Consider the following 18,559-nt stretch of genomic DNA (forward strand, 5'->3'; position numbering starts at 1 on the left):
GGCGGCGGGTGAAACCGCACCGGCCCCGTCCGCGTCCTGACCAGCGGAGACCCGGCGACGACAGGAACCGGGCGACGGGCAGGGGGGAACGTCATGCGCGGAGCGCGCCTGAGCCGGATCGCCGGCGGGATGCGCGGGCTGCTGCCCCGTACCGTCCGGGCCAGACGGCGCGCGGTACGGGTCGTGATGACGCTGTGCGTGCTGGCGCTGCTGCCCTCGGCGTGGACCCACGCGGTGGCCGCCGACCGGCTCGGCAGCACGGCCCGGGCGCCGGCCGCCCCGGTGGCCGTGGTGTTCGGCGCGGGCCTGCTGGGCGCCCGTCCCACCCCCTACCTGGCCGACCGGCTCGACGCGGCCGCCGAGTTGTACCGCGCCGGGAAGGTCAAGGTCGTCCTGGTCACCGGGGACAACAGCCGCACCGAGTACTCGGAGCCGGCCGTGATGCGCGCCTACCTGACGCGGCACGGGGTCCCGGACGACCGGATCGTCAGCGACTTCGCCGGGTTCGACACCTGGGACTCCTGCGTCCGGGCCCGCCGGATCTTCGGGGTGGAGCGCGCGGTGCTGATCAGTCAGGGCTTCCACATCCGGCGGGCCGTCGCCCTGTGCCAGGCGGCGGGGGTGGACTCGTACGGGGTCGGGGTGGAGGACGTACACGACGCCACCTGGTACTACGGCGGCGTCCGCGAGGTCTTCGCGGCCGGTAAGGCGGCGCTGGACGCGGCGTTCAAGCCGAAGCCCACGTTCCTCGGGCCCAAGGAGGACGGGGTGTCGAGGGCCCTGACGCTCTGACAGACTGGCACGGATTGTCAGACTCGGGGAGTGGGGGCACCGTGGTGGACCTGGAGGACAAGGCCGTCGTCATCACCGGAGGGGCGCGCGGCCTCGGCGCCGCGACCGCCCGAGCCGTCGTGGAGGGCGGCGGCCGGGTGCTGATCACCGACGTGCTGGAGGCGGAGGGCGCCCGGACGGCCGCGGAACTCGGGGACGCCGCGCGCTTCCTGCGCCACGACGTCACGAGCGAGGAGGACTGGCGGGCGGCGCTCGAGTACGCGACCGGCGCCTTCGGCCGGGTGGACGGCCTGGTGAACAACGCGGGCATCGCCTCGGGCCGGCTGCTGGAAGAGGAGAGCGTCGAGCACTTCCGCCAGGTCCTGGAGATCAACCTGGTCGGCGTGTTCATCGGGGTCAAGGCGGCCGTGCCCCTGATGCGCGCGGCCGGCGGCGGCTCCATCGTCAACATCTCCTCGGCCGCCGGGCTCACCGGGCTCCCGCTCACCGGCGGGTACGGCGCCTCGAAGTGGGGCGTACGAGGCCTCTCCAAGATCGGGGCGGTCGAACTGGCCGAGTCCCGGATTCGCGTCAACTCCGTACACCCCGGCATGACGTACACGGAGATGACCGCCTCCGTCGGCATCCGCACCGGCGAGGGCAACCACCCCGGCACCCCGATGGGCCGCGTCGGCGTTCCGGACGAGATCGCCGCCGCCGTCGCCTTCCTGCTCTCCGACGCCGCCGCCTACGTCACGGGCGCCGAACTCGCGGTCGACGGCGGCTGGACGGCGGGCCCGACCCTCAAGCAGCTGACCGGCGGATGACCGGGGCGGCGCCCGGTGGGGTCGACCCGCGCGGTGGGCCTACGGCGGTCCCGGTCCTCACCGGGCCCCCACGGGCGCGCTGAGGTCGCCGTACAAGAGGCGTAACCGGACGCGGCGGCCCGTGTAACACCGGCGGCGCACCGTGGCCGTATGAGCACCGAGGACACCGCCGGCCCCGTCACCGCCACGCACTGCCCCTACTGCGCCCTGCAGTGCGGCATGAACCTGCGCGCCGGGGCGGCCGGCGGCGTCGTCGTGGAGGAACGGCCCGACTTCCCCGTCAACCGGGGCGCGCTGTGCGGCAAGGGCCGCACCGCCCCCGCCGTGCTCTCCTCGCGGGTGCGCCTGACGCAGCCGCTGGTACGAGCTCGCTCCGGACGACTGGAACCGGCCGGCTGGGACGACGCCCTCGACGCCGTCGCCGAGGGGCTCTCCCGCACCGGCCGGGCCCACGGGCGGGACGCGGTCGGCGTGTTCGGCGGCGGCGGGCTGACCAACGAGAAGGCCTACGCCCTGGGCAAGTTCGCCCGCGTCGCCCTGCGCACCTCCCAGATCGACTACAACGGCCGCTTCTGCATGTCCTCGGCCGCCGCGGCCCACCAGCGGGCCTTCGGCCTCGATCGGGGCCTGCCGTTCCCACTGGAGGACGTCCCGCGCACCGGCTGCGTGATCCTCGTCGGCTCCAACCTGGCCGAAACCATGCCGCCGGCCCTGCGCTTCCTGCGGGAACTCAAGGACAACGGCGGCACGTTGATCGTGGTGGATCCGCGCCGCACGCGCACCGCCGAACAGGCCGACCTGCACCTCGCCCCCCGCCCCGGGACGGACCTCGCCCTCGCCCTCGGCCTGCTGCACCTCGTCGTCGCCGGCGGGCACACCGACGAGGCGTTCATCGCGGAGCGCACCGGCGGCTGGCCCGACGCGCGGGCCGCCGCGATGGCGCACTGGCCGGAGTTGGTGGAGCGGATCACCGGAGTTCCCGTGCCCCGGCTGAGGGAGGCGGTACGGATGTTCTGCGCCCCCGAGTCCGCCATGGTGTTGACCGCCCGCGGCCCCGAGCAGCAGTCCAAGGGCACCGACACCGTCGGCGCGTGGATCAACCTCTGCCTGGCCACGGGCCGGGCCGGACGCCCGCTCTCCGGATACGGCTGCCTCACCGGCCAGGGCAACGGCCAAGGGGGCCGCGAGCACGGCCAGAAGGCCGACCAGCTACCCGGATACCGCAAGCTGACCGACCCGGCGGCGCGCGCCCACGTCGCCGGGGTCTGGGGCGTCGACCCCGACAGCCTCCCCGGCCCGGGCCGCAGCGCCTACGAACTCCTCGACGCCCTCGGCACCGAGGTGAAGGCGCTCCTGCTCATGGGCTCCAACCCGGTGGTCTCCGCCCCCCGCGCCGCCCACATCGAAGGTCGCATCCGCTCCCTGGACTTCCTCGCCGTCGCGGACGTCGTCCTCTCCGAGACGGCCGAACTCGCCGACGTGGTGCTCCCCGTCACCCAGTGGGCGGAGGAGTGCGGGACCACCACCAGCCTGGAGGGCCGCGTCCTGCTGCGCCGCCGGGCCCTCACCCCGCCGCCGGGCGTCCGCACCGACCTGGAGGTCCTGCACGGGCTGGCCGCCCGCCTCGGGGTCGAGAAGGGCTTCCCCGCCGACCCCGAGGAGGTGTTCGAGGAGCTCCGCCGCGCCTCGCAAGGCGGTCCCGCCGACTACTCCGGGATCTCCTACGCCCGCCTCGAAGCCGAACAGGGCGTCTTCTGGCCCTGCCCGGACGGCTCGCCCGGGACGCCCCGCCTCTTCCTGGACCGCTTCGCCACCGACGACGGCCGGGCCCGCTTCGTGCCCGTCGCGCACCGGGACGCGGCCGAGGTCCCCGATGCCGAGTACCCACTGCTGCTCACCACCGGCCGGGTCGTGGCCCAGTACCAGTCCGGGGCCCAGACCCGGCGGGTCGCGGAGCTCAACGCCGCCGCACCCGGCCCGTTCGTGGAACTCCACCCCCGGCTCGCCGCCCGCCTGGGCGTGACCGAGGGGGCACCGCTGGCGGTGGTGTCCCGGCGCGGGCGCGCCGTGGCCCCGGCCCGCATCACCGACACGATCCGGGCGGACACGGTCTTCATGCCGTTCCACTGGCCGGGGGAGGGGCGCGCGAACACCCTCACCAACCCCGCCCTGGACCCGACTTCCCGGATGCCGGAGTTCAAGGTCTGCGCGGTCCGCGTCGAAGCGGCCTGAGCCGCGGGTCCGCTCGGACATGCGTCCGGGCGGCTTCGGGCCTCCCGGCGAGGGGTAACCATCCGGTCACGCACCGGACTCAGAAAGTGCTCGCACGCCCCTCGTGGCCGCGATGTGCCGTACCCCACACTGAAATCCGGTGCCCCCGTCCTCGGAGCCCTGGAGGTCGCCCCCGTGCAGACCCAGACCCTGACCGCGAACGTGAGTCACCCCGCCCAGGCCGACGAACCCGCCGACGCGGAGGCCGAAGCCGTGGACACGGAGCCGGAGGAGGCGGAGGAGCGGGAGGAGCCCGAGGCGCTCGACCTGCTCGGGCAGGTGCCCGAGCAGCGCGGGCGCGGCGGCGACCGGGCGGGCGGATCGGGCGGATCGGGGGGGTCGGCCGGGTCCGGTCCGTCAGCGGACCTCTTCCGGCAGTACCTGCGCGAGATAGGCAGGATTCCGCTGCTGACCGCCGCCGATGAGGTCGAACTCGCCCGGCGCGTCGAAGCGGGACTCTTCGCCGAGGAGAAGCTGGCCACCGCCTCCGGACTCGACCTCCAGCTCACCCTCGACCTGGACAAGCTCGTCGTCATGGGCCGCATGGCCAAACGCCGACTCATCGAGTCGAACCTGCGCCTCGTCGTCTCCGTCGCCAAGCGGTACGTGGGCCGCGGGTTGACCATGCTCGACCTCGTCCAGGAGGGGAACCTCGGGCTGATCCGGGCCGTCGAGAAGTTCGACTACGCCCGCGGCTACAAGTTCTCCACCTACGCCACCTGGTGGATCCGGCAGGCGATGTCCCGGGCCCTCGCCGACCAGGCCCGGACCATCCGAGTGCCCGTACACGTCGTCGAACTGATCAACCGCGTCGTGCGCGTACAGCGCCGCATGCTCCAGGAGCGGGGGTACGAGCCCACCGCCGACGAGGTCGCCGCCCACCTGGAGCTGACCCCCGAGCGGGTGCTGGAGGTGCTCCGCCTCGCGCAGGAGCCGGTCTCGCTGCACGCGCCCGTCGGTGAGGAGGACGACGTCGCCCTCGGGGACCTCATCGAGGACGGGGACGCCGCCTCACCCGTCGAGTCCGCCGCGTTCTTCCTGCTCCGCGAGCACCTCGAAGCGGTGCTGTCGACCCTCGGCGAACGCGAACGCAAGGTCGTCCAGCTCCGCTACGGCCTCGCCGACGGCCGCCCGCGCACCCTGGAGGAGATCGGGCGGATCTTCGGCGTGACGCGCGAGCGCATCCGGCAGATCGAGTCCAAGACGCTCAACAAACTGCGCGACCACGCCTTCGCCGACCAACTGCGCGGCTACCTCGACTGAGTGGCCCCGCCGACCGAGCGGCGGCCGATCGGGCGGGGACGCGAAAGGGGTGCCCCCGTACGAGGGCACCCCTTGTGGCCGATGGCCGACCGGGCCGGTGAGTTGAGGTACTAGTCCACGTCGGCTAGTCCACCTCGGCGACCGCCTGCGCGAACTGGGCCGTGTACAGCCGGGCGTAGGCGCCGTCCGACTCCAGCAGCTCCTCGTGCGTGCCCTGTTCCACGATCGAACCGTTCTCCATCACCAAGATCACGTCCGCGTCGCGGATGGTGGAGAGCCGGTGCGCGATCACGAAGGACGTACGGCCGTGCGCCAGGCGCGCCATCGCCTTTTGGATCAGCACCTCGGTACGGGTGTCCACCGAGCTCGTCGCCTCGTCCAGCACCAGGATCACCGGGTCCGACAGGAACGCCCGCGCGATCGTGATCAGCTGCTTCTCGCCCGCGCTGACGCCCGCGCCCTCGTCGTCCAGCACCGTGTCGTAGCCGTCCGGGAGGGTACGGACGAACCGGTCCGCGTGCGCGGCGCGCGCAGCCTCCTCGATCTCCTCGCGGGTGACCTCGCGCGAGGCCCCGTAGGCGATGTTCTCCGCGATGGTGCCGCCGAACAGCCAGGTGTCCTGCAACACCATGCCGATGCCCGTGCGCAGTTCCTCGCGGGTCATCTTCGCGATGTCCACGCCGTCCAGGGCGATCCGGCCGCCCGTGACCTCGTAGAACCGCATCAGCAGGTTGACGAGCGTGGTCTTGCCGGCGCCGGTCGGGCCGACGATCGCGACCGTCTGGCCCGGCTCGACGCTCAGCGAGAGGTTCTCGATGAGCGGCTTGTCCGGCTCGTAACGGAACGCCACCTTGTCGAGGGTGACCTGGCCCCGCAGCCGCTCCGGCCGCTCGGGGACCTCCGCGTCCGGCTCCTGCTCCCGGGCGTCCAGCAACTCGTACACCCGCTCCGCCGAGGCGACACCGGACTGCACCAGGTTCGCCATCGACGCGACCTGCGTCAGCGGCATCGAGAACTGGCGCGAGTACTGGATGAAGGCCTGCACGTCACCGATCGACAGGGTGCCCGAGGCCACCCGCAGACCGCCGACCACCGCGATCAGCACGTAGTTGATGTTCGAGATGAAGAACATCACCGGCTGCATGACGCCGCTGACCAACTGTGCCTTGAACGAGGCTCGGTACAGCTCCTCGTTCTGCTCGGCGAAGACCGCCGCCGACTCCTTCTGCCGCCCGAAGACCTTGACCAGCGAGTGCCCCGAGTACATCTCCTCGATGTGCGCGTTGAGCGCGCCGGTGGTCTTCCACTGCGCCACGAACTGCGGCTGCGACTTCTTGCCGATCTTCGCCGCGACGAAGATCGACACGGGTACGGTCGCCAGCGCGACCAGCGCCAGCAGCGGCGAGATCCAGAACATCATCGCCAGCACACCGACGATCGTCAGCAGCGAGTTCAGCAACTGCCCCATCGTCTGCTGGAGCGTCTGCCCGATGTTGTCGATGTCGTTCGTCGCCCGGCTCAGCACCTCACCGCGCTTCTGCTGGTCGAAGTACGACAGCGGCAGCCGCGAGAGCTTCCCCTGGAGCTCCTCGCGCATCCGGTACACGGTGCCGTTCATGACGAGGTTGGACAGCCGCGTCGCGACCAGCATCAGCAGGCCCGCCAGCAGGAACACCAACAACGCCCACAGCGCCACGACCCCGACGGCGCCGAAGTCGATGCCCTCGCCCGGGGTGAAGTCGGTGCCGGACAGCATGTCCGCCATACCGCCCTGGCCCTTGGCCCGGAGACCGTCCAGCGCCTGCGCCTTGGTGATCCCGGCCGGCATCGCCCGCCCGACGATCCCCGCGAACACCAGGTCGGTGGCGTTGCCGAGGATCTTCGGCCCGATCACCGAGCAGGCGACGCTGCCGACGACGGCGGCGACCATGCCCCCGATCTTGGCGCGGTCCTGCGCGATCTGGCCCAGCAGCCGCTTGCCCGACCCCTTGAAATCCATGGACCGCTGGACCGGCCCCACCATCATTCGTCCTCCGGGCCCGCTCATGCGGCCTCCGCCTCCGTCAGCTGGGAGAGCACGATCTCCCGGTAGGTCTCATTGCCGGCCATCAGTTCGTGATGGCGTCCCTCGCCCACCACCTGACCCTCGTCCAGGACGATGATCCGGTCGGCGTCGCGGATCGTGGACACCCGCTGGGCGACGATGACGACGGTCGCGCTCTGCGTCTCCTGGGCCAGCGCGGCGCGCAGAGCCGCGTCCGTCGCGTAGTCCAGGGCCGAGAAGGAGTCGTCGAACAGGTAGATCTCCGGCCGCTGCACCAGGGTGCGGGCGATCGCCAGGCGTTGGCGCTGGCCACCGGAGACGTTCGTGCCGCCCTGGGTGATCGGCGCGTCCAGACCGCCTTCGAGTTCGGAGACGAAGCCGCGGGCCTGCGCCACCTCCAGGGCCTGCCACAGCTCCTCGTCGGTCGCGTCGGGGCGCCCGTAGCGCAGGTTCGAGGCGACGGTGCCGGAGAACAGGTACGGCTTCTGCGGAACCATGCCGACCGTCTTGGCCAGCAGCTCCGGGTCGAGCCGGCGCACGTCCTCCCCGTCGACGAGCACCTCGCCGCCGGTCGCGTCGAACAACCTGGGGACCAGACCGAGGAGTGTGGACTTGCCGCTGCCCGTGGAACCGATCACGGCGGTCGTCTCGCCCGGTCGGGCCACCAGGTCCACCCCGCGCAGCACCGGCGCCTCGGCGCCCGGGTAACGGAAGTCGGCGCCGCGCAGTTCGAGCTGCCCGTGGCGCAGGAGTTCGCGGACCGGATCGGTGGGCGGCACCACGCTGGAGTCCGTCTCGAGGACCTCTTGGATGCGCTCGGCGCAGACCTCGGCGCGGGGCACCATCATGAACATGAAGGTGGCCATCATCACGGACATGACGATCTGCATCAGGTAGGCGAGGAAGGCCGTCAGTTGGCCGATCTCCATGCCCCCGCTGTCGATGCGCATCGCGCCGAACCAGATCACGGCGACGCTGGATATGTTCACGACGAACATGACGACCGGGAACATCAGCGCGAGCAGCTTGCCGGAGGCCAGCGACACCCCGGTGAGTTCCGCGTTCGCCTCCCGGAAGCGCTCCTTCTCGTAGCCGTCGCGGACGAACGCGCGGATGACCCGGTTGCCGGTGATCTGCTCGCGCAGCACCCGGTTCACGACGTCGAGCCGCGTCTGCATCTGCCTGAACAGCGGGCGCGTCTTGTAGACGATCGCGCCGACGGAGAGGCCGAGGGTGGGGACGACGGCGAGCAGCACCCCGGACAGCTTCACGTCCAGCGACAGCGCCATGGCGATACCGCCGACGCACATGATCGGCGCCGAGACCATCAGGGTGAAGGTCATCAGCACCAGCATCTGGACCTGCTGGACGTCGTTCGTCGTACGCGTGATCAGGGACGGGGCGCCGAACTGGTTGAGCTCCCTGGCGGAGAAGCTCTGCACCCGGTCGAACACGGCGGCCCGGACGTCCCGCCCCACCGCGGCCGCGGTGCGGGCGCCGAAGTAGACGGCGCCGATGTTGCAGGTGAGCTGGACGAGCGAGATGCCCAGCATCAGTGCGCCGAAGCGCAGGATGTAACCCGAGTCACCGTTGACGACACCGTTGTCGATGATGTCCGCGTTGAGCGTGGGCAGGTAGAGGCTCGCGCTGGTCTGCAGCAGTTGCAGCAGGACCAGGAGGGCGATGGGTTTCCGATACGGACGCAGGTGCGTCCCCAGCAGTCGTATGAGCACGCGCAGGCTCCGGTCGGCAAGATCGAGGGGGGTTCACCCCATCTTCCGCCAACCGGCGGCCCGAACCCCAACGCTTTTCGCAAAGCCCGGTCAAAAGGAGTAGTCCTCCGGTCGGGGGTCCTACGCCACGGGCCCCTGGAACGCCCCGGGATGGATCTGCTCCCGCGTCGCGACGTACTGCTGGCGCACCGCCTGCCACGCCGCGAACTCCTCGCCCGGTTCGAAGGTCTGACCTGCCGGGGCCGGCCACACCGGCGGGGAGTGCGGGGTCGGCGTGCCCTGCACCACACCGAGCGCCCACGCCGCCTGGCGCGCGGAGCCCAGCGCGGCGTAGTCGGCGGGAGCCGGGACGACGACCTGCGTACCGAACAGGCCCGGCGCGGCGGCCTGTACGGCGGGCAGCTCGGCTGCCGCCCCCAGCAGGAACACCCGGCGGATCTCCACCCCGCGGTGCCGCAGCACGTCGAGGGCGTCGACCAACCCGCACAGCATGCCCTCGAACGCGGCCCGCGCCAGGTGCTCGGGCTTCATCGAGTCCCGGCGCAGCCCGGACAGGGTCCCCGCGCTGAGCGGCAGGTTCGGCGTCCGCTCCCCTTCGAGGTACGGCAGGAGCACGAGGCCGTGCGCGCCCGGCGTCGACTTCAGCGCGAGCGCGCTCAGCCCCTCCAGGTCGGTGCCCAGCAACTCGGCGGTGCCGCGCAGGGCCCGTACGGCGTTGGAGGTGTTCACCACTGGCAGGTGCATGCCGCTGGCGTCGGCGAGCGAGGTGATCAGGCCGCCCGGGTCGAAGACCGCCTGGTGGTGCACGGCCATCACGGACCCCGAGGCGCCCAGCGAGACCACCGCGTCGCCGGGGACCAGCCCCAGCCCGAGCGCGGCGGCCATGGTCTCCCCGGTCCCGGCCGAGATCAGCAGTCCCTCGGGGGTGGTCCCGGCGGCGTCGGCCGGGCCGAGCACCTCGGGCAGCAGCGCCTGGTGGCCGAGCGCCAGCTCGACCAGGTCGGGTCGGTAGGTGCCGGTGGCCGGCGACCAGTACCCGGTCCCGGAGGCGCCGCCGCGGTCGGTGGTGCGGCGCGCGGGCCGGCCCAGCAACTGCCACACCAGCCAGTCGTGCGGGGACATCAGTACGGCCACCCGCCGGGCAGCCTCCGGCTCGGTCCGGGCCAGCCAGGCGAGCTTGGCCAGCGGCTGCGCCGCGTGCGGGACCGAACCCACGGCCTCCGCCCACGCCTGCCGGCCGCCCAGCGCCTCGATCAGGTCGGCCGCCGCGACCTGGCCGCGCTTGTCGTTGCCGACCAGCGCCGGCCGGACCAGGGCGCCCTGCGCGTCCAGCGGGAGCAGGCCGTGCTGCTGCGCGGAGACGCCGATGGCCTGGACCCCTTCGAGGAGTCCGTTGCCGGCCGCCTCCCCGAGCGAGAGCAGCCACGCCTGCGGATCGGTCTCGTGGGGATTCGCCCCGGCGGCCTCGCCGGTCGGCTGCGGGTGCGGGGCGTAGCCCTGGCGCAGCACGGCCCCCGTGTCGGCGTCGCAGACGACGATGCGAGTGAAGGCGGAAGAGCTGTCCAGCCCGGCGACTATCCCCATGCGGAGAATTCTGCCGCACCGCGCGCCGGTCGTGACCGCCGAGTAGGCGCCCGACCGCCGCGGGCCCCGGAAAGCCCCGGGGCCCGCGGTGTTTCGCCGTCGGCGTCAGGCGGCGTCGACGTCAGGTGTTGCTCGTACCCCACTCGTCCTCGCCGCCGGAGCCGCGGCGACCGCGCAGCGTCCGTACCCGTCCCGTGAGGGACTCGGGCATCGCGTCGCCGACCTTGTCGCCGACGACGGCGAACGCCTTGCCCGCGTAGGCGCGCCCGGCCTGCCCGGCGGTCTCGGCCGCGTTGCGCACCGCCGGGGTCTGCGCGACCTGGCGTGCGGACTTCTTCAGCTGCTCGTACCGCTCGCGCCCGGCCCGGGTCCCGAGCACGTACCCGACGGCCAGTCCGATCACGAACGTGACCTTGTACCGCATGCTTGCCACCCTTCGTCGTGTGGTGCCCGGCCCACTGCCGATACCGATTGGCGGAGCACCCCCCTGCTTGCGCTAATCTATGACTCGCAACGGGCGCTCGCCCCCCGGCAAGGCCGGAGGTGGGCTGTTCGGCGCACCGCAGCAATCCCCTGTAGCTCAATTGGCAGAGCAGCCGGCTGTTAACCGGCAGGTTACTGGTTCGAGTCCAGTCGGGGGAGCGCGATCCCCTGTAGCTCAATTGGCAGAGCAGCCGGCTGTTAACCGGCAGGTTACTGGTTCGAGTCCAGTCGGGGGAGCACCGAAGACGAGGACCCCGGGTGGGTCCTCTTCTTTTTTGCCCCGAACCGGAACCGGGCAGCGCTCGGCACGGTCTCTTTGGGCAGGCGAAGCCGATCATGCGAGGCAGCAGATCGTATGAGCGGCTATGCTGCGGCAGACGGCGCGCACACATGTACGCGCCACGCCGTAGAGGGGCGGTAGCTCAGCCGGTTAGAGCAGCGGACTCATAATCCGTCGGCCGTGGGTTCGAGTCCCACCCGCCCCACTGCGCACCAGGTGTGCAGAAACGATCTGACCGGCATCTTTGTCGGCGACGTGAGTCACTTTGGTGATCTTGGCGGCCCCTCGGGGCCGCCTTTCGCGTCTCAGGGGGACAGTCAGGGGACGCGCGGGTGTCCGATCTGCTGCCCGTTGGGTGGGTGGCGTCTTGGTGTGTGTCTAGAGTCTGGGTCGGCCCGTGCCGGCCGTGGCCGGCGGTCTGGCGTCGCCTGTCGAGCAACCCGGCTACGTGAGGTTACGTAGGAGAGGGTGCTCGTCTACGTCGTGGGCGACGGAAGGCTCCTGGCGCCCCCTCACGCCGGCTGCTCCCAAGAGGTCGGGCATGGCGAGAACCCCCCCTGGAACAAGGACCGAACCGAGGTCGTCCCCGCCTGGAAGCTCCCTGCCGTCGGACGCCGCCGCTCTCATGCGGCGACTTCGGCTGTCGCCTGCCGGGCCGCCACTGGCAGCCCGATCAGCGCCAAGCCGGGTCCACGGTCTGGAGCCCCGCCGTCATCTGAAGCGGGGGGTTGTGGAGCCGTTGATGTACTCGAAGTGCTTCTTTGGGCCAGTGAACGGGGCAACGTGCTTGCTCACCGCTGCTCGTGTCGGTGCGTCAGCGGCTCCCCTCCCAGTGGGCGGTATCGCGGTATGCCGCGCGTTCGATGGCGCCGCTCGGTGGCGGTGCGCGCGGGAACTTCTTCCGGTTCGTGGTGCTCGCCGTGCTCACGTCATGAACCGGGCCGACGGGAGAAGACCCTCGCGCATGACTGCGTGGCCCGCGGGTGGCCCGTCGGGGCGGAAGTCCTGTCACGAGCGGGCGCTGTCTGTTCTCTGGCGGTCCTCTTCGCGCCCGCGTGGCGATCACCCGGGGATGGGTTGACCATGAAACTGCCGTCAGGTCCGGTCGGCGTCATTCTCGGCTCGGCTGCCGGGGAACGGCCGGGAGAGGAGGGGAGTGCGGGGCTCTCGCACGAGGCGTTCGGCTGCCCGGCCGGCGCCCGCGGCCGGCCCCCGGAGACGACTAGCGGTGTCGCGGAACCGCGGGCGGACGGGAGTTTCCCCTCCGTCCATTGAGCGGCCTGATCCGCGCTGGATGTCTGTGCCCACAGCAGAGTAGGAGACGGGCCATGAACGAGTCGATGGTGAACCTGGCGGTGGACTACCCGCTGCTGAACCTGTTCTGGACCATGATGATGATCTTCCTCTGGGTCCTCTGGTTCATGCTGCTGTTCCGCATCATCGGCGACATCTTCCGCGACGACGGCCTGGGCGGCTGGGGCAAGGCAGGGTGGACGATCTTCGTCATCCTGCTGCCCTTCCTGGGCGTCTTCGTCTACCTCATCGCCCGCGGACGCGGCATGGGTGAACGAGAGCTGCTGCGCGCCCAGCGCGCCGAGGAGGACTTCCGCTCCTACGTGAAGCAGAGCGCCGGAAGCGGCAGCGCGTCGGAGGAACTGGCCCGGCTGGCCGAGCTCAAGAACCGGGGCGACATCTCGGCCGCCGAGTTCGAGCAGGCCAAGGCGAAGGTCCTCGCCGGATAGGCCCGATAAGCCCGATAAGCCGGACAGGCAGGATCGGTCGGAGCGCCCGGGAGACCGCGATGAGTGCGGCAGCGGTAGCCGCCGCACCAGGATGAAGGTGCGTCGCCATGGTGCTCGACCTGCTCCTCATCGGCCTCGCCATCACGATCTACCCGTTGCCTATCCTGGCCTTCGTGCTCGTGGTGTCCGCCCCGCGCGGCGTGTGGAAGGGGCTGGCGTTCATCCTCGCCTGGCTCGCCTGCCTGGTGACCGTCATCGCCATCGTCCTGCTCGTCACAGACGGTCAGCCGCCACCGCCGCGCTCGCCTCCCTCCACCGCCGTACTCGCGCTCAAGCTGGCCCTCGGGCTGGGACTGATCGTGTACAGCGAGCACCGGAGGCGCCGGCGGCGCCGGCACACGGCTGACGGCGCCGGCCCTGCGGGGGACGGCGCCGGCCGCGTGGCGGACGGGGAACCGGAGGCTTCCGGGTCCTCGATCACCTCCAGGACGGACGAGGCCACGGTGTGGTCGGCGGCCTCGCTCGCCGTGCTCCTACAGCCGTGGGGCATGGTGAGCCTCGCCGCCACCACCGTGGTGGAGGCCGACCTCTCCCACAGCGCGTCGTTCGTGGCGCTCCTGGCCTTCTGCGTCCTGGCCACTTCCACCCTGCTGGCCATGGAGCTGTACACGGTGTTCGCGCCGGAGAAGGCACACGTCACACTGGCGAACCTGCGGGCGTGGCTGGACCGCCACAAGGATCCGGCGATCGTCGTCACTTGCCTCGTGCTCGGCCTGTGGATCGTGGGCAGGAGCCTGTACCAGCTCACCGCCTGAGCCCTGGCGGCCACCGGCTCAGGGGTAGGCGGCGGCCGGGTCGGGGAGTGCGGCCCGGGTGAGATCGGGCCGGGCTCGGGTGATCGTGCGGGCTCGGGTGATCGTGTCCCGTGCCGCCCCGGGCACCACCTCCGCGCCGGGGTCCGCGGGGCCGACCCGCCCGGCAGCCGGCCGGGGCGGGGCGGCCTTCCGGCGCTAGAAGTTCTCCGTTTCGTCCGCCAGGTAGCGCAGGACGTCGTTCAGGTCCTGGCGCCGGGCGAAGGCCGCACGTTGGCGGTGGGCGCCCGAGCCGTCGCGCAGGAGGCCGCCCAGGGTTTTGGCCGCGTGGTCGAGTTCGCCCGCCGCCGCCAGTTCCGGGGCGACCAGGTCCAACAGGGCCTCCGCCAGGTCCGCCGCCGGGAGTTCCGCCCCCGTGTACGGGTCGAGGCCGAACCCTTCCAGCCCGTCGTGCGCCGCCCGCCAGCGCGCGAGGCGCAGTACGTCGTCACGCGCCGCCGGTTCGGGACGCTGCTCCGCGATCTCCCGCATGACGGTGGCCACCAGGGCGCGGACCAGCTCGGCCTGGAGGATCGCCGTGTCGATGTCCGGTGACATGTCGGGTGCCCGGATCTCGAGCGTCGGCCAGTGTCCGGACGGGCGGAGGTCCCAATAGACCATCTTGGTGTCCAGGGCCGCCCCGGAGCCGAGCAGGGTCTGCACCGAGCGCCGGAAATGGGCGGTGGAGGTGAAGTGCGGAGGCAGGCCCGCCGAGGGCCAGCCCGACCAGGCCATCGCCCGCCAGCTGGCGTGCCCCGTGTCCCGGCCGCCCCAGAACGGCGAGTTCGCGGCCAACGCGATCAGCGTGGGCAGCCACGGTCTGACCCGGTTCGACACCGCCACCGCCGTGTCCACGTCGAAGGTGCCGATGTGGATGTGGCGGCCGCAGCTGACCAGGGTGTCGGTGAGCGCGCCGAACCGGCGGTGCTGCTCCCGCTGGCGCGGTTCGTCGTCGGTCAGGTGCAGCGGTCCCTCCACGGCCACGACCGGCGAGGGAGCGGCGAGCAGCCGGCAGCCGTGGGCGCGGGCCGCCCGGGCGAGGGTGCGCCGCAGGGTGGCGAGCTCCTCGCGCACCACGGGCGCCGAATCGGCGACCGGGGTGGAGATCTCCACCTGGTAGCGGGTGCCCTCGGGGTGCACTTCGTGGGGCAGACCCGCGGCGGTGGCCAGGACGAGCGGGGCGGCCGGGACCACCCGGAAGGTGCTGGCGTCGACGAGGAGGAACTCCTCCTCGACACCGACGGTCAGCGGGGCCGTCACAGGGACCGCGCGGACTCCGTCGTCCGCGCTGCCGGTGCTCGCGGTGCTGTTGCCAGGTTCGATCACTACGCCTCCCTGGACATACGAGTCTTTTCATCATGAGCTGAGCCGGAGGCGTGACGGCTACGCCGATTCGGTCAAATGTCCGGTCAGCGTGGCGGGTTAGCGGCAAGGGTGGAGGAAGGCCGGGGCGCGCGGGATGCGAGGGGCCGCCGTTGCGGGGGTGTGAACGGGTGTCCGAGTCCGGCGATCCTCGACCGCAGGGTGGTTATCATCCGTTGTGACCGCTACGACGACCCCGCCCCGACCCCGGCGGCGCATATTCGCCGACCTGACCCCCCTGCGCACCTCCCCGCACTACCGACGGCTGTGGGTGGGCAACACCGTCTCCTGGGTCGGCCAGGCGATGACCACTCTCGCGATCTCGCTCCAGGTCTACGAGATCACCGGCTCCAGTTTCTCGGTCGGGCTCGTCGGACTCTTCTCCCTGGTCCCGCTCCTCGCCTTCGGTCTCTACGGCGGCGCGATCGCCGACACCGTCGACCGGCGCAAGCTCGGTCTGTACAGCTCGCTGGGGCTCGCCGTACTGTCGATCGGCCTGGCGGCAGCCGCGTTGCTCGACTACGACCGGGTCTGGCTGCTGTACTCGGTCGTCGCGCTCCAGGCGGTCTGCGGCGCGCTGAACGGCCCGGCCCGGTCGGCCATGATCCCCCGACTGCTGCCGGCCGAGCAGCTGCCCGCCGCCAACGCGCTGAACTCCGTCACCATGACCTCCGGGATGATGGCCGGCCCCATGCTGGGCGGCCTCGCCGTCGGATGGTGGGGATACCAGGCCGCGTACCTGATCGACGCCGTCACCTTCGTCGCCGCGCTCTACGCGATGTGGCGACTGCCCTCGATGGCGCCGGAGCGGAGCGAGGACAAGCGGGGCCGGGCATCGGTCATGGACGGCCTGAGGTTCCTCGGGACGCGGCCCAACATCCGGATGACCTTCTTCTCCGACATGGCGGCCATGGTGCTGGCCCAGCCGAAGGCACTGTTCCCGGCGATCGCCGTGCTCTGGTACGGGGGAGACGCCAAGACCGTCGGCCTGCTGGTCGCCGCGCCCGCCGTCGGGGCGCTGCTGGGCGGCCTGTTCTCCGGCTGGCAGGGGCGGATTCGGCGGCACGGGCTGGCGATCTTGCTGTCCGTCGCCGCGTGGGGGCTCGCGATCGCCGTCTTCGGACTGACCCGGAACCTGTGGCTCGGCCTCCTCTTCCTCGCGCTGGCCGGATGCGCCGACACCGTCTCCATGGTGTTCCGCTCGACGATGATGCAGGCCGCGACCCCCGACGAGATGCGCGGCCGGCTCCAGGGCGTCTTCATCGTGGTCGTCGCCGGTGGCCCCCGGCTCGGGGACTTCCTCGCCGGGACCGCCGCCGACCTCAGCTCGCCCGCCGTCGCGATCACCGGTGGGGGCCTCGGGTGCGTGCTGGTGGTGGGCCTACTGGCGGCCCGCTGGCGCGGCTTCGCCCGCTACGACGCGCGCTCGCCGCAGGCCTGACCCCCGCCGGGCGGCGCCGTACGTCCGCGCCGGCACGATCAGGCGCGATCAGGCGAGCCAGAGCGCGGCCCGGCGGTGCCGGGCGGGCCGGATCTCCGCCTCATCGGCCCCGCGTAGGTCGAGCCGCGCGCCTCGGCCGCGGTCCGTGAGTCGGAGCAGCGTACGGACGTCCGCGCGCAGTCGCTGCCGCGCGCGGCGTTCCTCCTGTGCGGCCCAGCAGGGCACCGACCGGTCGCGTCCCACGCGCGGGAAGTGCCGGATGACGGCGCGGCGGCGTACGGCCTGCGGGCGGGGGCGGTGGCCGCCGAGCGCGGCCTCGGCGCGGCAGCGGGCGCTGTGACGCAGGTCGCGCACGAGCACGCTGAACACCGCCGCCGTGAGGTCGGTTCGGCGGCGGGAGCGGACGTGGTGGGCGGTACGGGACATGGACGGCTCCGAGTTCGGGGCGCCGCCGGGGGATCGCGGCGGTCACTACCCGAAGCCGTACGGGCCCGCTCCGCGGGAGCGGTGGGTCACGGGCGCGCCCGCGGGGCCACGACGCCGCGCGCGACCCCGAGCGATACCAGGTCGTGGGGGCGGATACGGAGCTGCTCCGCCGTGGCGGGTGCCTCGGATGCGGGGCGCTTGAGGATGGCCGCCGCCAGTTCGGGGGCGATGACCGAGAAGTAGCTGTCCGGGGTGACCCAGGTGTTCCCCGGCGCGGCCAGCGCGAGGGCGCCGCCCGAGCCGCCCTCGCCGATCAGGAGCGTGGTCACCGGGACTCCGGCCGCGGCCACCGCCGCGAAGGCGTCCGCGATGGCCGCCCCCGCCCCGGCCCGTTCGGCGGCGGCGTCGTTGGCCGCACCCGGGGTGTCGACGAGGGTGAGCACCGGGATGCCGAGCCGGTCCGCGAGGCGGATCACGCGGGCCGCCGTACGGTAGCCCGCCGGAAGGGTGGCGGTGCCGCACTGGGCGACGTAGGCCACCACCGACCGGTCCCCGCCCGCCCGCAGCCCGAACCCGCACAGCATCCCCGGATCGGTGCCGCCCGCCCGGTCGCCCCACAGGGGCAGCCGGAGTCCGAAGTACGCGTCCAGGTACGCGCCGGCGCGCGGACGGTCCGCGTGGCGGGCCCGTCGGACGGCGTCCCAGCCCGTCGCCGGCGCCGCCGCGTCGGCCTGCGCGGCCGGCGGCGGGACCGGTTCGGCCGAGCGGGGTGCGGCCAGCAGCCGCAGCCAGTCGGTCACGGTCCGGGCGAGCTCCGGCGCGGGCACCACGGCGTCGACGTGCCCGGCCGCGTACTGCCCCTCGGCGGTGTAGGCCGCCGGGTCCGCGTCCGGCGGGCGTACCCGGGACCCGGCGAAACCGACCTGGGCCCCCGGGAGGGCGAGCACGATGTCGGCTCCCGCCCCGAGGGTGGCCCAGCCGCCGCCGGTGGTGGGGTCGCGCAGGACGGCGATCTGGGGCAGCCCGGCGGCCCGGGTCAGGGCGGACTGCGCCGCCACGCGCTGGAGTTGGGTCAGCGCGAGCATCCCCTCCTGCATCCGGGAGCCACCGGTGGCGATCAGCGAGACCAAGGGGAGCCGGTGCTCGCGGGCGTGCCGGTACGCGGCCTCCAGCCGGTCCCCGGTGCGCAGCCCCAGCGAACCGCCGAGGAAGCCGAACTCGAAGGAGATGACGGCGGCTTCGTAGCCGCCGACGCGGGCGGTGCCGACGACCACGGACTCCGTCTCCCCGGTGGCGGCGGTCGCCCGGCCACGCGCGCCGTCGTACCCGGCCCAGGCCAGCGGGCCGTCGGGAACCGACTCCCTTTCGGAGACGGGGAGTTCGGCGAAGCTGCCGGGGTCGGCGAGGGAGGCGATGGCCGCGCGGGCCGACAGGCGGGTCGTGGTCACGGGGTCACCTTAGGGCGTGCCGGCGCGGCGGTG

At 72.4% G+C, this 18,559-nt stretch carries 14 protein-coding genes and 3 tRNA genes; 10 read left to right on the forward strand and 7 right to left on the reverse strand.

Features of this window, described 5'->3' with window-relative positions:
* Positions 1–93 precede the first annotated feature (93 nt).
* From ACV7NM_RS21765 to ACV7NM_RS21780, 4 genes are all read left to right on the forward strand, one after another.
* Complete coding sequence (locus tag ACV7NM_RS21765) at positions 94–792, forward strand: SanA/YdcF family protein (protein ID WP_463411838.1); 699 nt, start codon at positions 94–96, stop codon at positions 790–792.
* A gap of 41 nt (positions 793–833) precedes the next feature.
* Positions 834–1,598 (forward strand): glucose 1-dehydrogenase, encoded by a 765-nt coding sequence (locus ACV7NM_RS21770; RefSeq protein WP_463411839.1) that lies wholly within the window; start codon positions 834–836, stop codon positions 1,596–1,598.
* A gap of 150 nt (positions 1,599–1,748) precedes the next feature.
* Positions 1,749–3,830: a molybdopterin oxidoreductase family protein gene (locus ACV7NM_RS21775; protein WP_463411840.1), complete on the forward strand. Its 2,082-nt coding sequence runs from the start codon at positions 1,749–1,751 to the stop codon at positions 3,828–3,830.
* Between the two features lie 174 nt (positions 3,831–4,004).
* Entirely contained in the window at positions 4,005–5,132 is a 1,128-nt protein-coding gene (locus ACV7NM_RS21780; RefSeq protein ID WP_463411841.1) for an RNA polymerase sigma factor, read from the forward strand.
* A gap of 124 nt (positions 5,133–5,256) precedes the next feature.
* Here ACV7NM_RS21780 and ACV7NM_RS21785 read toward each other — a convergent pair whose 3' ends face one another.
* The 4 genes from ACV7NM_RS21785 to ACV7NM_RS21800 form a co-directional block, all read right to left on the reverse strand.
* A complete protein-coding gene (locus ACV7NM_RS21785) occupies positions 5,257–7,179 on the reverse strand; it encodes an ABC transporter ATP-binding protein (protein WP_463411842.1) in 1,923 nt (640 codons plus the stop codon).
* Positions 7,176–8,909, reverse strand: a complete 1,734-nt coding sequence (locus ACV7NM_RS21790) for an ABC transporter ATP-binding protein (protein WP_463411843.1) — start codon at positions 8,907–8,909, stop codon at positions 7,176–7,178. The genes ACV7NM_RS21785 and ACV7NM_RS21790 overlap by 4 nt, the downstream gene beginning before the upstream one ends.
* Positions 8,910–9,029: 120 nt before the next feature.
* Positions 9,030–10,493 carry an FGGY family carbohydrate kinase gene (locus ACV7NM_RS21795; RefSeq protein WP_463411844.1) on the reverse strand — a complete coding sequence of 488 codons (1,464 nt, stop codon included), beginning with the start codon at positions 10,491–10,493 and terminating at the stop codon, positions 9,030–9,032.
* A gap of 121 nt (positions 10,494–10,614) precedes the next feature.
* Positions 10,615–10,917 carry a YtxH domain-containing protein gene (locus tag ACV7NM_RS21800; protein ID WP_463411845.1) on the reverse strand — a complete coding sequence of 101 codons (303 nt, stop codon included), beginning with the start codon at positions 10,915–10,917 and terminating at the stop codon, positions 10,615–10,617.
* 145 nt (positions 10,918–11,062) lie between these two features.
* Between ACV7NM_RS21800 and ACV7NM_RS21805 the strand changes: the two genes are divergently transcribed.
* The 5 genes from ACV7NM_RS21805 (at position 11,063) to ACV7NM_RS21825 (ending at position 13,813) form a co-directional block, all read left to right on the forward strand.
* Positions 11,063–11,135: transfer RNA gene (locus ACV7NM_RS21805), tRNA-Asn, on the forward strand.
* A gap of 5 nt (positions 11,136–11,140) precedes the next feature.
* A tRNA-Asn gene (locus ACV7NM_RS21810) sits at positions 11,141–11,213 on the forward strand.
* Positions 11,214–11,387: 174 nt separating this feature from the next.
* Positions 11,388–11,461, forward strand: a tRNA-Ile gene (locus tag ACV7NM_RS21815).
* Positions 11,462–12,584: 1,123 nt separating this feature from the next.
* Positions 12,585–12,998 carry an SHOCT domain-containing protein gene (locus ACV7NM_RS21820; RefSeq protein ID WP_463411846.1) on the forward strand — a complete coding sequence of 138 codons (414 nt, stop codon included), beginning with the start codon at positions 12,585–12,587 and terminating at the stop codon, positions 12,996–12,998.
* 107 nt (positions 12,999–13,105) lie between these two features.
* On the forward strand, positions 13,106–13,813 hold the full coding sequence (locus ACV7NM_RS21825) for a GAP family protein (protein ID WP_463411847.1): 708 nt from the start codon (positions 13,106–13,108) through the stop codon (positions 13,811–13,813).
* 195 nt (positions 13,814–14,008) lie between these two features.
* On the opposite strand, the gene ACV7NM_RS21830 is transcribed toward ACV7NM_RS21825, so the two are convergent.
* Entirely contained in the window at positions 14,009–15,175 is a 1,167-nt protein-coding gene (locus tag ACV7NM_RS21830) for a carboxylate-amine ligase (RefSeq protein WP_463411848.1), read from the reverse strand.
* Positions 15,176–15,389: 214 nt separating this feature from the next.
* Here ACV7NM_RS21830 and ACV7NM_RS21835 point away from each other — a divergent pair, with 214 nt between their 5' ends.
* Complete coding sequence (locus tag ACV7NM_RS21835; RefSeq protein ID WP_463411849.1) at positions 15,390–16,652, forward strand: MFS transporter; 1,263 nt, start codon at positions 15,390–15,392, stop codon at positions 16,650–16,652.
* A gap of 48 nt (positions 16,653–16,700) precedes the next feature.
* On the opposite strand, the gene ACV7NM_RS21840 is transcribed toward ACV7NM_RS21835, so the two are convergent.
* Complete coding sequence (locus tag ACV7NM_RS21840) at positions 16,701–17,078, reverse strand: hypothetical protein (protein WP_463411850.1); 378 nt, start codon at positions 17,076–17,078, stop codon at positions 16,701–16,703.
* 86 nt (positions 17,079–17,164) lie between these two features.
* Positions 17,165–18,526, reverse strand: coding sequence for a carboxyl transferase domain-containing protein (locus ACV7NM_RS21845; RefSeq protein WP_463411851.1), 1,362 nt, complete (start codon positions 18,524–18,526; stop codon positions 17,165–17,167).
* Positions 18,527–18,559: the final 33 nt, after the last annotated feature.

This window comes from Streptomyces sp. Tek67B01 (genome assembly GCF_055231995.1).